Genomic DNA, 17,384 nt, shown 5'->3' on the forward strand with positions numbered 1-17,384 from the left:
TTCAGACTTATTTAACAACCACTAAACCATCTATTTTCAAACCAAAACAGCTATGAATAACTCCCACCAAAACAGCAACATTCATCCAACCGTTCAAATTCCCAACTATCAAATTGTCCAAACAGTTTATTCAGGAAGTCGCACCTTAGTTTATCGGGCCATCCGTACCAGTGACCGATTACCTGTCGTCATTAAAGTGCTGAAAAATGAGTATCCCACCTTTAGCGAACTGGTACAGTTTCGCAATCAATATACCATTGCTAAAAACCTTTGTCAACCTGGAATCATCAAAACTTATAGTCTCGAACCCTATCGAAATGGCTATGCGTTAGTGATGGAAGACTTTGGGGGAATGTCTCTTCACGAATGGGCGATTAAAGGGAAGAATGCACTATCTTTGAAAGACTTTTTAGAAATGGCGATCGCACTGTGCAATACCTTAGATATATTGTATCGCGAGCGCATCATTCACAAAGACATTAAACCCAGCAATATCTTAATTAATCCCGAAACCAAACAAGTCAAATTAATTGACTTTAGTATTGCGTCTCTACTCCCACGAGAAACCCAAACACTAATCAATCCCAATGTATTAGAAGGCACACTTGCTTATATTTCCCCAGAACAAACCGGCAGAATGAATCGGGGGATTGACTATCGGACTGACTTTTATTCTTTGGGTGTGACTTTCTACGAATTACTCACCGGGAAATTACCTTTTCAATCCAACGATCCGATGGAGTTAGTACATTGTCATATTGCCAAAGCCTCGCCATTAGTGCACGAAATTAATTCGGAAATTCCCTCTGTATTATCAGAAATTGTCACAAAATTGATGGCAAAAAATGCCGAAGGTCGCTATCAGAGTGCATTGGGACTGAAGTTTGATTTAGAAAAATGTTTAACTCAACTCCAAGAAACTGGTAACATTGAAAACTTTGAAATTGCACAGAGGGATGTATGCGATCGCTTCCTGATCCCCGATAAACTCTATGGGCGAGAAGCCGAAGTATCAACTCTATTGCAAGCATTTGAAAGAGTTGCTAACCCCCCTCAATCCCCCCTTGCTAAGGGGGGACATAGGGGGGTAGAAATGATGCTAGTAGCAGGTTTTTCTGGCATTGGAAAAACAGCCGTTGTCAACGAAGTTCATAAACCGATTGTGCGGCAACGCGGTTATTTTATCAAAGGCAAATTTGACCAATTTCAACGCAATATTCCCTTTAGTGCCTTTGTGCAAGCATTCCGGGATTTAATGGGGCAACTGTTAAGCGAAAGTGATGCACAAATCCAACAATGGAAAAACCAAATATTAGATGCTGTTGGAGAAAATGGACAAGTAATTATTGAAGTCATCCCCGAATTATCAATAATTATTGGTGAACAACCAGTAGCACCAGAATTATCAGGAAGTGCGGCACAAAATAGATTTAATTTATTGTTTCAAAAATTCACCCAAGTCTTTACCAGTGCTGAACATCCATTGGTGATGTTTTTAGATGATTTGCAATGGGCCGATTCAGCATCGCTGAAGTTAATGGAGCTATTAATAGCTGAAACAGGTCATCTTTTATTAATTGGTGCCTACCGTGATAATGAAGTCAACCCGGCACATCCATTAATCTTGACCTTGAGTGAGATTCAAAAAAATCAAGCAACGATTAATACGATTACTTTAGCGCCATTGAGCCAAGTCAAAGTAAATCAATTAGTTGCTGACACACTGAAATGTCCAGAAACTTTGGCCTTACCTCTTTCTCAATTAATCTCTCAAAAAACTCAAGGAAATCCGTTTTTCGCTACCCAGTTTCTCAAAGCATTACATCAAGATCGACTGATTCAATTCACGCCCGCAACCCCCCCTTACAAAGGGGGGGCTACAGGGGGGTGGCAATGTGACATTGCACAAGTGAATCAGCAAGCAGTTACAGATGACGTTGTGGTCTTTATGGGTTTTCAATTGCGAAAACTACCAACCTCAACTCAACAGATATTGCAGTTAGCAGCTTGTATTGGCAATCAGTTTGATTTAGCAACTTTGGCAATTGTTTCAGAAAAATCAGAAATTGAAACGTCGGCGGATTTATGGAAAGCATTACAAGAAGGGTTGATTTTACCGATTGGTAATGTTTATAAGTTTTATCAGGGAGAAGAAAATGAGAGATTGGTAGTGGAGAATGAAACTACTACTAAACAAATAGCCAAGTATAGATTTTTACATGACCGAGTACAGCAAGCTGCTTACTCATTGATTCCCAGTCATCAAAAAACAGCAACTCATCTGAAAATCGGACAATTACTTGAACAAAATTTCTCCGAGCTAGAGCTTGAGGAAAAACTGTTTGATATTGTTGGGCATTTAAACCAAGGAATTGAGCTAATAACCCAGCCGCAACAACGAGAAGCCTTAGCTCAACTTAACTTAAAAGCGGGACAGAAAGCCAGAAATTCTACCGCCTACAATGCGGCAAGAGTCTATTTGCAAACAGGGATTGAAATACTGACAGCTAACTGCTGGCAAGATCAATATGAATTGACTCTGAATCTCCATGTTGCTGCTACCGAAGCTGCTTATTTGAATGCTGATTTTGATGGTATGGAAAAAATAGCAGCACTGGTGTTACAAGAAGCTCAGACGATTTTAGACAAAATCAAAATTTACCAAATTCAAATCGTCGCCCAGACAGCCCAGAGCAAGATATTAGAAGCCATTGCAGTGGGAAGAGATGCACTCTTTCAATTAGGGGTTGAACTCCCCACTGCACCTGACGAAGCCAAAATTGCTAAAGCCCTACAAACCGTAGCTAGTCTTCAAGGTGATAGAGGAATTGAGGAATTAGTCGATCTACCTGTAATGAGCGATCGCCACACTCAGGCAGCTATGCAACTGTTAGGAATATTATTTTCACCGATTCTACAGGCAATGCCGGGATTACTGCCCATACTGAGCGCGACGATGGTGAGTTTATCACTCCAGTTTGGCAATGCACCAGGCTCGACTGTGGGGTATGCGATTCACAGTATGGTGTTGTGTGCTTTTTTGGGAGAAGTGAAAACAGGCTATAGCTTTGGGCGATTAGCAATGAACTTGCTGGATCAATTTAATGTCGGGGAATTCAAGTCTAAAGTTCTAATGCTGTTTTCTGTCTGGGTTCAACATCATCAAGAATCGCTCATGGTAACAACACTGACGATGAAAGATGGCTATGCAACTGGTATAGAAACTGGTGATTTTCTCAACGCTGGCTATAACTCGCTTAATTACTTTATTGCCAAATTTTTTGCGGGGTTAGAACTGGACATTTGGGAACAGGAAATAGCAGATTACAGGGCTGTCTTAGTGCAGATAAAACAACATTCTGCCCTGACTTATTGGGATATGACGCAGCAAACTGTACATAACTTGAAGGAAGCCCGGATTCTGTCGGATTGCTTAATTGGCAGTGCCTACGATGAAACGGTGATGATTCCTAAGCACCATCAGGACAAGCATCTCACAGCGATCGCTCTTGCTTACACTTACAAACTGATGCTGGCATACTTTTTTGGTAACTACACCTCTGCCCTAGAATATAGTACCCAAGCGAAACCGTATTTAATGGCACTATCAGGGATGATTTCTATTCCCATTTTCCATTTCTATACAGCTCTGACGCATTTGGCACTCTTACCCACACAGCCAGAGTCGGAGCAAGGCGAATTTTTGTCTTTGGCCCAAACCCATCAAACCACTTTGCAACAGTGGGCGCAGAATGCCCCGATGAATCACTTGCATAAATGGTATTTAGTCGAGGCGGAACGTTATCGAGTTTTGGGTGAAAAAATTGCGGCAACTGAGAGTTATGACAAAGCCATAACTCTTGCTAAAGAACATCAGTTCATCAATGAAGAAGCCTTAGCTAACGAACTAGCCGCCAAATTTTACCTCGACTGGGGTAAAGTACGCATTGCCCAGGAATACATGACGAACGCCTACTATGCCTATGCTCGTTGGGGCGCTAAAGCCAAAGTCGCCGACTTGGAGCGATGCTATCGGCAACTTCTCGCCCCCATCCTCCAGCAAACTCGTTCTCCCCTCTCCACTCAAGAAACTATCTTCTCATTGGGGAGTAACTCCACCAGTTCTCCCAGTTCCAGCAGTAGCAGCGTCTCTGCTACTTTGGATTTAGCCGCTATTCTCGAAGCTTCCCAAACTATCTCAGGCGAAATCGAACTGTCCAAACTGGTTTCATCGTTACTTTCTATCGTTATCGAAAATGCGGGGGCTGATAAATGCGTGTTAATGCTCTTGCGAGACAATCATCTAGCGATCGAAGGGTCAATTATCAATGGGACGGAGCCAGTTGTGTTGCAGCGCCTTCCCATTGAGGACAGCCAGGACATTCCCCTGAAGCTGATTTACAAAGTGAAGCACAACAGGCAGACCGCTGTGCTGCTGGATGCGATCGCCGATCCAACTTTAGCCAATGACCCGTATATCATTCGTCAGCAGCCTCATAGTATCTTGTGCAGCCCGATTTTGCATCAAGGTAAATTGATGGGCATTTTATATCTAGAAAATACTTTAGTAACGGGGGCGTTCACGAGCGATCGCGTTCAACTCCTGAATTTACTCTGCGCTCAAGCGGCTATTTCTCTGGAAAATGCCCGACTTTATGAGCAGTCACAAACCTATTCCAAACAGCTAGAACAAACTTTACAAAACTTGCAGCAAACCCAATTGCAAATGATTCAAAGCGAGAAAATGTCGGCACTGGGTAACTTAGTTGCTGGTGTCGCTCACGAAATCAACAACCCGATCGGCTTTCTGAGTGGGAATATTACCCCAGCCTTAGATTACATTAACGATTTGTTTGGATTGCTCGATCTAGTGCAACAAAAATATCCCCAACTAGAGCCAGAGATTCAAGAAGAAATCGAAACCATTGAGCTTGACTACATCCGGGAAGACTTACCCAAGTTAATTGAATCGATGCAAGAAGGCGTGAAGCGAATTCAAGACATTAGTATTAGTCTGCGGACCTTCTCGCGTGCGGATAGCGATCGCCCCGTGGCCTGCAATATTCACGAGGGCATTGATAGTACAATTATGATCCTCAAGCATCGCCTCAAAGCCAACGACACTCGCCCGGAAATCCAAGTTATTAAGGACTATGGCGCTCTCCCAAAAATCGAGTGCTATGCCGGACAATTAAATCAGGTATTTATGAATATTTTGGGGAATGCGATCGATGCTTTGGATGAGTTCAATATGGGACGGAGTTATGCAGAGATTAAAGCCAATCCCAATCAAATTCTCGTCAAAACAGAATTATCGGGCGATAGACAACAGGTAGTAATTCGGATTAAAGACAATGGTATTGGCATGAGTGAAGCAGTGCGAAATCGAGTTTTTGATAATTTATTTACTACTAAGAGTGTAGGGAAAGGCACTGGTTTGGGATTGGCGATCGCCCAACAAATTATCGTTGAAAAACATAGCGGTTTCCTGAACGTTAACTCTATACTAGGAAAAGGAACTGAATTTATCATCACCTTACCCATCAAGGCTGAACAAATAAGTTAATTTTCCCTCTTCTTCAGACTCATTTAACCCATTACTCACTCATCAATCCTCAAAAAACCATGACCATTAATAACTCTCACCCAAACAGCAAACCCCACACAACCGCTCAAATTCCCAACTATCAAATTGTCGAAACAGTTTATTCAGGAAGTCGCACCTTAGTCTATCGGGCCATCCGTACCCATGACCAATTACCTGTGGTCATTAAACTCCTGAAAAATGACTATCCTACCTTTAGCGAACTCGTGCAGTTTCGCAATCAATACACAATTGCCAAAAATCTCAACTCACCTCTGATCGTCCAAACTTATAGCCTGGAACCCTATCAGAATGGTTATGCGTTAATCATGGAAGATTTTGGTGGGATTTCCCTTCACGAATGGGGCGTAAAAGGAGAAAATAAAATATCTTTGAGGGAGTTTTTAGAAATGGCGATCGCCCTGTGCAATATCTTAGATATACTGTATCGCGAGCGCATCATTCATAAAGACATCAAACCCAGCAATATTCTAATTAATCCCGAAACCAAAGAAGTCAAATTAATTGACTTTAGTATTGCATCTTTACTACCACGAGAAACCCAAACACTAATCAATCCCAATGTATTAGAAGGCACACTTGCTTATATTTCCCCAGAACAAACCGGCAGAATGAATCGGGGGATTGACTATCGGACTGACTTTTATTCTTTGGGTGTCACCTTCTACGAATTACTCACCGGGAAATTACCTTTTCAATCCAATGACCCAATGGAGTTAGTACATTGTCATATTGCCAAAGCCTCGCCATTGGTGCATGAAATTAATTCGGAAATTTCCTCTGTATTATCAGAAATTGTCACAAAATTGATGGCAAAAAATGCCGAAGGTCGCTATCAAAGTGCATTGGGACTGAAGTTTGATTTAGAAAAATGTTTAACTCAACTCCAAGAAACTGGTAACATTGAAAACTTTGAAATTGCACAGAGGGATCTGTGCGATCGCTTCCTGATCCCCGATCGACTCTATGGGCGAGAAGCCGAAGCAGAAATTTTACTGCAAGCATTTGATAAAGTCAGCCTTGGGGCAACAGAAATGATGTTGGTAGCTGGGTTTTCGGGTATTGGGAAAACCGCCGTTGTCAACGAAGTTCATAAACCAATTGTTCGCCAACGCGGTTATTTTATCAAAGGCAAATTTGACCAATTTCAACGCAATATTCCCTTCTCTGCTTTTGTACAAGCATTTCGGGATTTAATGGGGGAATTGTTAACCGAAAGCGATATCCAACTAGAGCGATGGAAAAATCAAATATTAGAAACTGTCGGAGACAACGGTCAGGTAATTATTGAAGTCATTCCCGAATTAGAAAAAATCATTGGTACTCAACCACCAGCAGTAGAATTATCAGGAACGGCAGCCCAAAATCGCTTTAATTTATTGTTTCAAAAATTCACCCAAGTATTTACTAGCGCCGAACATCCATTAGTGATATTTTTAGATGATTTACAATGGGCAGATTCAGCATCATTAAAGTTGATGCAGCTATTAATGGCTGATACAGGTCATCTTTTCATCATTGGTGCTTATCGGGATAACGAAGTCAATCCAGCCCATCCATTAATGCTGACTTTGAGCGAAATTCAAAAAAACCAAGCAGCCATTAATACTATTACTTTAACACCCCTAAGTCAATCCCAAATCAATCAATTAGTCGCTGATACCCTAAAAAGTACAGAAACTTTGGCATTACCCCTTTCACAATTAGTCTATCAAAAAACTCAAGGCAACCCATTTTTTGCCACCCAATTTCTCAAAGCCCTACACGCAGAAAATCTCATTCAGTTTAACTTGGAGTTAGGCTGTTGGCAATGCGATCTGCCCCAAATTAATCAACAAGCATTGACCGATGATGTTGTAGAATTTATGGCGTTGCAGTTAGAGAAGTTACCCTTAGCAACCCAGAATATTCTCAAATTAGCCGCTTGTATTGGCAATCAGTTCGATCTCACAACATTAGCAATTGTTTCAGAACACTCAGAAGTAGAAACCGCAGCCAATTTATGGAAAGCATTGCAAGAAGGTTTGATTTTACCGATCGGCGATGTTTATAAATTTTATGTAGGGGCAGAAACTCAAGCCGTTACGCTAGAAAAGTCTCAAAATGTTACCTACAAATTTTTACACGATCGCGTCCAACAAGCAGCCTATTCCCTGATTCCAGACGACCAAAAACAGACGACTCATTACCAAATCGGACAACTGCTTTTACAACAGATTTCCTCATCAGCAACAGAAGACCGTATTTTTGAAATAGTCAATCAATTAAATTATGGAACTGCTTTAATTACCCAACAAACAGAACGAGATGAACTAGCACAACTTAACCTCAGTGCCTGTCGCAAAGCCAAAAGTTCCACAGCTTATCAAGCAGGTCGTGAATATGCCAGCACGGGATTATCATTGCTGGGAGAAAATGCTTGGCAGCAGCAATATGAAATGACTCTTTCATTCCATAATGATTTGGCTGAATTGGCCATGCTCTGCGGCGACTTTGAGGTGATGGAAAAATTCATTGAGACGGTCATTGCTCAGGCCGACTCTTTACCTGAAAAAGTCCATGTTTACCGCCTGAAAATTCAAGCAAATGTCTTTCAAAATAAACTAATCGAAGCGATTACTATTGGTACACGGCTAATGCAACAGTTAGGCGTAACTATTCCAGAAACACCGACACCGGAAGATATTCAACAGTCAATTCAAGAAATTAGCGAACTGATTGGCGATCGGCAAGTTGAAGATTTTGTTGACCTACCTTTGATGACAGATGCGAAAACAATTGCCATTGTCCAGATCGTTAACGGCATCATGGCAGCAGCCTATGCCTCTGGCTCTCTCTTGTTCCCATTACTGATTTCCTTATCAGTCAAATTATCCCTGCGGCACGGAAATATCGCTGCTTCAGCTTCTAGTTATGCTTGCTATAGCATGATTGTCTGTAATATGCAGCAGGATGTGGATTTAGCTATCCAGTTTGGTCAGTTGGCATTGAATTTAGTTTCAAAGCTCGATGCTAAAGCGAGTAAACCTGAAGTATTAATGATTCTGGGATCGTCTGTCTTACATCGCAAATCTCATCTCAAAGAAACGTTACCACTTTTGAGGGACGGATACACGACTGGACTAGAAGTCGGAAACCTGGAATATCTGGGACATTGTGGAATGGATTTCTGTCTGAATTCTTTTTGGTGCGGTCAACCCCTTGCTACTTTGGAGCAAGATACGCGCACTTACTACAATGCTTTGGTGCAACTTAACCAATTGACAACAGCTAATTACTGTCAGCTCTATTGGCAATCTATTCTAAACTTACTGGGTTTTGCGGAGCATCCTACCCAGTTGTCTGGATCGGCTCTCCAAGAGACAGAATTTCTGCCCCTGTTGCAGTCTGCAAATGACCTCTTTGGACTGTATAACTTCTATTTGCATAAGCTAATGCTTGGTTTTTTGTTTGGGGAAGTTGAGCCAGCTAACAATTATGCAGTTGAGGGCAGAAACTATTTAAAGGGGGCTGTGACATCAGTCACCGAATCGATATTTTATTTCTATGATTCTTTGATTGCTCTGGCACTATTGAGTCAAGCTCCAAGCGAGATGTCAACAGCATTGGAGCGGGTGGCACAAAACCAAACCCAGTTACGGCACTGGGCGCACCATGCGCCAATGAATTATCAGCATAAATTTGATTTAGTGGAAGCCGAAAAATGTCGAGTTTTAGGACACAAAGTAGAAGCCAGTGAGTTTTATGACAAGGCTATTTCTGGAGCTAAAGCCAACGAATATATCCAAGAAGAAGCCTTAGCTAACGAACTCGCAGCTAAATTTTACCTCGACTGGGGCAGACAGCGCATTGCTGGGGATTACATGATTGAAGCTTACTATGGCTATGCTCGATGGGGTGCGAAAGCTAAGGTTGCCGACTTGGAAAAACGCTATCGGCAACTGCTTGCTCCCATCCTCCAACAAACCCCTTCTCCCCTGTCAACTAACGAAACTATCTTCGCATTGGGAACTGTTACATCCACCAGTTCCGTCACTTCTAGCAGTAACAGTGTCTCTATGGCTTTAGATTTAGCCACAATTCTCAAAGCTTCCCAAATTATCTCAGGGGAAATTGAACTGTCCAAACTGGTTTCATCGTTGCTTTCTATAGTCATCGAAAATGCGGGAGCCCATAAGTGCGTGTTAATGCTCTTGCGAGACGAACGCTTGGTAATTAAAGGCTCAATTATTGAGGGTTCGGAGCCAGTCGTGTTGCAGCGTCTTCCCATTGAGGACAGTCAGGACATTCCCCTGAAACTAATTTATAAAGTCAAGCACAGCAAGCAAACTGCTGTCCTGCTTGATGCGATCGCCGATCCGACTTTAGCCAACGATCCGTATATCATTAGTCAACAGCCGTCTAGTATTTTGTGCAGCCCGATTTTGCATCAAGGTAAGTTGATGGGCATTTTATATCTAGAGAATAATTTAGCAAAAGGGGCCTTTACGAGCGATCGCGTTGAACTGCTGAATTTACTCTGCACTCAGGCGGCTATTTCCCTAGAAAATGCCCGACTTTATGAGCAGTCACAAACTTATTCCCAACAGCTAGAACACTCGCTTGATGAGTTGGGCACCGCTCAGTCTCGCTTCCACAACTTAGTAGACAATGTGCCTGGTGTTGTTTTTCAATACCAGATGACTCCTGATGGGGTTGCCTCGCTGACTTATATCAGCGCCCACTGTTACAGCCTATACGAAATCACCCCTGAGCAGGCTGCCGCCAATGTATATTTTCTCACACAAATGGTGCATCCAGAGGACTTGGCTTCTTACGAGCAGTCCACAAGTCATCTCGTTCAAACAATATCTTCCTGGCACTGGGAGGGGCGAATCATCACCCCTTCAGGAATCGTTAAGTGGATTCACGGCGAATCCAGAATTGAACAGCGTGCGGATGGCTCATTGGTTTGGGATGGATTGTTTTTAGATATTAGCGATCGCAAACAAGCCGAACTGGCCTTACAACAATCTCAATTACAAATCATCCAAAGTGAGAAAATGTCTGCACTGGGTAATTTAGTAGCTGGCGTAGCTCACGAAATGAATAATCCTTTAGGTTTTATTGCTGCTAGTCTCGAACAAACTAAGCCCTCTGTTGCGGATCTTACCGAACACCTCAAACTATATCAAGAAACTTTCCCAAACAAGAGTGAAGAAATTCTCGATCATGCCGAATCAATTGACTTGGAATATACGTTGGAAGACTTACCAACAATGCTTGATTCCATGACGATGGCGTGCCACAGACTCAAAAATATCAGCACCAGTTTACGCACTTTCTCCCGTGCAGATCGAGATTACAAAGTGCCATTTAATATTCACGAAGGCATCGATAGCACTCTTTTAATTCTCAAACATCGCCTGAAAGCTAACGAGCAACGTCCGGCAATTGAAGTGATTGCTAATTATGGAAAATTGCCGCAAATAGAGTGTTTTCCGGGACAACTCAATCAGGTATTTATGAATATCCTGGCCAATGCTATTGATGCTTTAGATGAATCAAATATTGGGCAGACTTTTGCGGAAATCAAGGCAAATCCCAACTGCATTACCATTACAACATCCAGCGAAAATAATCTGGTAAAAATTGCGATCGAAGACAATGGAAAGGGCATGACAGAAGAAGTCAAGCAAAAAATATTTGACCACTTATTTACGACCAAAGGTGTAGGGAAAGGAACTGGGTTAGGATTGGCAATCGCCAAGTCTATTGTGTTAGAAAAACATGGCGGTTCAATTCACGTCAAATCAACACCGGGAGTGGGAACAGAATTTATCATCAGCTTACCAACTTAAGCAAAACAAAACAGTTAACGTTTTTCCTCACCTTCAGATTCATTTAACAAATTACTCACTAATTTTAGGCAAAGAATAGCGATGAATAACTCCCCTACAAACCACAATCCGAACACAATCCGTCAAATTCTCAACTATCAAATTATCCAAACAATTTATGATGGATCGCGTACCTTAGTTTATCGAGCTATCCGTACCGACGATCGACTACCTGCCGTCATTAAAATCCTGAAAAACGAGTATCCCACCTTCAGCGAACTGGTGCAATTTCGCAATCAGTATACCATTGCTAAAAATCTTCATCAACCTGGAATCATCCAAACCTATAGTCTCGAACCCTATCGAAATGGTTATGCCTTGGTAATGGAAGACTTTGGGGGTATTTCTCTCAAGGAATGGGTGGTGAAAACAGAAAACCCAATCTCTTTGAAAGAGTTTTTAGAAATAGCGATCGCACTGTGCAATATCTTAGATATATTGTATCGCGATCGCATCATTCACAAAGACATAAAACCCAGTAATATCTTAATTAATCCTGAAACCAAACAAGTCAAATTAATTGACTTTAGTATTGCATCACTATTACCACGGGAAACACAAACACTCATCAATCCCAATGTCTTAGAAGGAACACTCGCTTACATTTCTCCAGAACAAACCGGGAGAATGAATCGGGGGATTGACTACCGAACTGATTTTTATTCTTTAGGTGTGACTTTCTACGAATTACTCACAGGAGAATTACCATTTCCAGCGAACGATGCGATGGAGCTAGTACATTGCCATATCGCAAAAGCAGCGCCATTAGTAGATGAAATTAATTCAGAAATACCCTCTACAATGTCAAAAATTGTCAATAAATTGATGACAAAAAATGCCGAAGATAGATATCAGAGTGCATTAGGGATAAAAATTGATTTAGAAAACTGTTTAACACAAATTAGAGAAACGGGTGAGATTAAATACTTTGAAATAGCGCGACAGGATGTAAGCGATCGCTTCATCATCCCCGACAAACTTTATGGCAGAGAAACCGAAGTATCAACCCTACTGCAAGCATTTGAGCGAGTTAGCCTTGGTGCAACAGAAATGATGTTGGTAGCTGGGTTTTCGGGGATTGGAAAAACTGCGGTTATCAACGAAGTTCATAAACCAATTGTGCGGCAACGCGGTTATTTTATTAAAGGGAAATATGACCAGTTTCAACGCAATATTCCCTTTTCGGCATTTGTCCAAGCATTCCGGGATTTAATGGGGCAATTGTTATCAGAATCAGACCGGCAAATCCAAACCTGGAAAAACAAAATATTAGCCGCAGTAGGAGACAACGGACAAGTTTTAATTGACGTAATTCCGGAATTAGAAAACATTATTGGCTCACAGCCAGCAGCTACAGAATTATCAGGAACGGCTGCCCAAAATCGATTTAATTTGTTATTGCCAAAATTTGTACAGGTCTTCACAAGTATTGAATATCCTTTAGTGATGTTTTTAGATGACTTGCAATGGGCGGATTCAGCCTCGCTGAAATTGCTGCAATTATTGATAGTAGAAACCGGACATTTATTGGTATTGGGTGCGTATCGAGATAATGAAGTGTCACCCGCTCACCCCTTCATTCTCACTGTAGATGAAATCGTCAAAACTGGCGCAGCAGTCAACACCATTACACTACAACCATTAAATTTAATCAATCTGAATCAGTTGGTAGCAGATACGCTAAATTGCGAATTATCCTTAGCTCAACCTTTGACCGAATTGGTGTACCAAAAAACTCAGGGTAATCCCTTCTTTGCCACCCAGTTTCTCAAATCATTGCATGAAGATGAATACATTACTTTTGACTGGGAAACACGACATTGGCAATCCGATATTGCGGCAGTCCGGTCGCTTTCTCTGACAGATGATGTCGTCGAGTTTATGGCACTACAATTACAGAAATTGTCGCTGAAAACTCAGAATACTCTTAAACTGGCTGCTTGTATTGGGGCACAGTTTGATTTGAATACCCTGGCGATTGTTTCAGAAAAATCCCCGGAAATAACCGCAGATGATTTATGGAAAGCCTTACAAGAAGGTTTGATTATTCCGAATACAGAAATCTATAAGTTCTTTCTTCAGTCTGACAGTGCATTGGTTGCTAATACAGCAGCGAATCCAACTTATCGATTTTTACATGACCGAGTACAACAAGCTGCTTATTCCCTAATTCCTGATGACCAAAAACAAGCAATTCATTTGCAAATTGGGCAGTTGCTTCAAGACAAGCTTTCCCAAAGCGAACAGGCAGATAAGCTGTTTGATATTGTTGGACACCTGAATCAAGGACGGGCATTACTCACTCAAGCGAGCGATCGCCAGCGATTAGCTCAACTGAACTTAAAAGCTGGAGGTAAGGCTAGAAGTGCGACTGCATACACCGCAGCAAGGATATATCTGCAAACTGGGATTGAGTTACTTGAGTTAGACTCCTGGGAAACTCAGTATGAATTGACGCTGAACCTGTATGTGGCAAAAGCCGAAGCCAGTTACTTGAATGGCGATCTTGAGAGTATGGAACAGCTTGCCGCCCTGGTATTGCAGCAGGCACGGACGATTCTCGACAAAGTGAAGATTTACGAAATTAAGATCGCATCGCACCAGGCTGGCAGTCGGATGTTAGAAGGGATTGCCGTGGGCAAAGAGGCGCTTGCTCAATTGGGAGTGGAATTCCCGACAGACGTAGATGAAGCCACGATTGGCCAAGCACTCCAAGCTCTGAAGGAGCAACAAAGCGGCAGAGAGATTGCCGAGTTGATTGACTTGCCCGTGATGAGCGATCGCACTGCCCAGTCCGCGATGCAAATATTAAGGGTGTTGTTCGGGCCTGTGTTCTTTGGAATGCCAGGGTTGCTTCCCTTGTTGAGCGCGACGATGGTGAGGTTGTCGCTCCAGTTTGGCAATACACCTGCCGTGACAATAGGATATGGGGTTCATGGTCTGGTGCTGTGTGCGTTTCTGGGCGAAGTCGAAACCGGCTACGGGTTTGGTCGATTAGCGCTCTCGTTGTTGGAACGGTTGAATGCTCAGAGCATGAAGTCCCTCACTTTAAACGTTTTTGGAACGTTCATCCAACATCGCCAGGAAGCACTAAGGGCAACGATGCCGACGCTGAAAGATGGCTACACGGCTGGCATGGAAACAGGGGATATTCTCTCTGCGGCTTTTAACATTGTATCTTACGCGGGAACGGCATTTTTCGCAGGTGTAGAACTGGACACTTTGGAAACCGAATTCGCTGCTTACACTGCTGCCCTGGTTCAGGCAAAACAAGATTCGGCGCATAATCATTTGAGCGCACTGCGGCAAATAGCGAACCATTTAAGAGAACCAGTCAGCCAACCCGATCGCTTAATTGGCACTGCCTACGATGAAAGGGTGATGCTGCCGCAGCACCAGCAGGATAACGATCTGAGCCTGATTGCCATTGCCTACACCTACAAGCTGCTGCTTGCCTACAGCTTTGGCAATTATCAGGCTGCCCTTAATAACATCACCCAGGTCAAGCTCTATTTGATAACAATATCGGGAATAGTTCATTTCCCCATTTTCCATTTGTACGCTGCGCTTACCCTGCTGGCACTCTTCCCGACTCAACCCGAAGCCCAACAAGCGCAAATGCTCGCCGAAGCCGCAACCCATCAAACGATTTTGCACCAGTGGGCGCAAAATGCTCCGATGAATCACTTGCATAAATGGTATTTAGTGGAGGCTGAAAAGCATCGGGTTTTGGGTGAAAAAGTCGCAGCAACTGAGTGTTATGACCAAGCCATTGCCTTGGCTAAAAAACATCAGTTTATCAACGAAGAAGCCTTAGCTAACGAACTTGCCGCCAAGTTTTACCTCGACTGGGGCAAAGAACGAATAGCTACGGAATACATTATCCAAGCCTACTATTGTTATGCCCATTGGGGTGCAAAAGCCAAAGTCGCCGACTTGGAAAAACGCTATCCCCAACTTCTCGCCCCCATTCTCCAGCAAACTCGTTCTCCCCTTTCCACTAGCGAAACTATCTTCACCTTGGGAACTGTTACATCCACCAGTTCCGCCACTTCCAGCAGTAGCAGTATCTCTGTGGCTTTAGATTTAGCTACCATTCTCAAAGCTTCCCAAACCCTTTCTGGGGAAATCGAACTTGAAAAATTGCTCTGTGCTTTGCTGCATATCGTCATTGAAAATGCCGGAGCCGAGAAGTGCGTGTTAATGCTCTTGCGAGACGAATGCCTGCTGATCGAAGGGTCAATGACTGTTGGAACGGAGCCAGTCGTGTTGCAGCGCCTTCTGGTTGAGGAGAGTCAGGACATTCCCCACAAGCTGATTTACAAAGTCTTGCACAACAGGCAAAGTATTGTGCTGACTGATGCGATCGCCGATCCGAACTTAGCCAATGACCCCTATATCATGCGTCAGCAGCCTTCTAGTATCTTGTGCAGCCCGATTTTACATCAAGGGAAGTTGATGGGCATTTTATATCTAGAAAATACTTTAGTAACGGGGGCGTTTACGAGCGATCGCGTGGAACTGCTGAATTTACTCTGTGCTCAAGCCGCAATTTCCCTAGAAAATGCTCGACTTTATGAACAGTCACAAACTTATTCCCAACAGCTAGAGCGATCGCTTGATGAGTTGGGCACCGCACAGTCTCGCTTCCATAATTTGGTAGACAATGTGCCTGGGGTAGTTTATCAATACCACATAACTCCTGATGGGATTGCCTCACTGACTTATATTAGCGCCGACTGTTACAGCCTATACGAAATCACCCCTGAGCAGGCTGCTGCCAATGTAGACTTTCTCACACAGATGGTGCATCCAGAAGACCTGGCAAGTTATCAAGACTCTATCCAAAATTTTCAAACGCTATCTTCCTGGCAGTGGGAAGGGCGAATCGTCACCCCGTCAGGAATCGTCAAGTGGATTGGTGGCGAGTCACGAATTGAACAGCGTGCTGATGGCTCACTCGTTTCGGATGGATTGTTTTTGGATATTAGCGATCGCAAACAAGCGGAAGCCGGCATTCTCCAAAAATCTCAGGAATTAGAACAAGCTTTACATGACTTGCAACAAACCCAATTGCAAATGATTCAAAGCGAAAAGATGTCGGCTTTGGGTAACTTAGTTGCAGGCGTTGCTCATGAAATTAATAACCCCGTCGGCTTTATTTCCGGCAATTTGAATGAAGCCAAATCCACAGTTCAAGACTTAACGGAACATCTAGATTTGTATCGCACCCAAGCATCTGCTGCCAACATTGCCGATCATGCCGAAGATATCGATTTAGACTATATTATCGAAGATTTGCCCAAAATGATTGACTCGATGCAACTGGGATGCGATCGCATCAAAGGTATCAGCACTTCACTCCGCACTTTCTCTCGTGCTGACAAAGACTACAAAGTTCCTTTTAACATCCACGAGGGCATCGACAGCACGATCTTAATTCTTAAATATCGATTGAAAGCCAACGATGAGCGACCTGCCATTGAAGTAGTGAAAGACTATGGGAATCTTCCGGCGATTAATTGTTTCCCTGGACAGCTTAACCAGGTGTTTATTAACATTCTTGCCAATGCGATCGATGCCTTAGAAGAGTCAAATATTGGGCGGAGTTTTGCCCAAATAAAGGCTAATCCCAATCGCATTACTATTCAAACCTACTTAGTAGATAACCAGGTAAAAATTACTATTGCTGATAATGGCAAGGGGATGAGTGAATCAGTCAAATCAAAAACATTTGACCATTTATTTACTACAAAATCGGTTGGGAAAGGCACGGGGTTAGGATTGGCGATCGCACGTCAAATTATCGTCGAAAAACATAGCGGTTCCATTCACGTGAACTCTATACTAGGAAAAGAAACTGAATTTATCATCACCTTACCCACTCAGGCATAAAAAAA

At 42.8% G+C, this 17,384-nt stretch carries 3 protein-coding genes; all 3 read left to right on the forward strand.

Going from position 1 to position 17,384, the window contains the following annotated elements; translation table 11 throughout:
- Positions 1-52 precede the first annotated feature (52 nt).
- Positions 53-5,566 carry a protein kinase domain-containing protein gene (locus QUA56_RS01720; RefSeq protein ID WP_333352346.1) on the forward strand — a complete coding sequence of 1,838 codons (5,514 nt, stop codon included), beginning with the start codon at positions 53-55 and terminating at the stop codon, positions 5,564-5,566.
- Positions 5,567-5,625: 59 nt separating this feature from the next.
- Positions 5,626-11,445 (forward strand): AAA family ATPase, encoded by a 5,820-nt coding sequence (locus QUA56_RS01725; protein WP_333352348.1) that lies wholly within the window; start codon positions 5,626-5,628, stop codon positions 11,443-11,445.
- A gap of 81 nt (positions 11,446-11,526) precedes the next feature.
- The gene (locus QUA56_RS01730) at positions 11,527-17,379 is read left to right on the forward strand and encodes an AAA family ATPase (RefSeq protein ID WP_333352351.1); all 5,853 of its coding nucleotides are present in this window, start codon (positions 11,527-11,529) and stop codon (positions 17,377-17,379) included.
- Positions 17,380-17,384 lie beyond the last annotated feature (5 nt).

This window comes from Microcoleus sp. N3A4, from assembly GCF_036701805.1.
Classification (GTDB): Bacteria; Cyanobacteriota; Cyanobacteriia; order Cyanobacteriales; family Microcoleaceae; genus Microcoleus.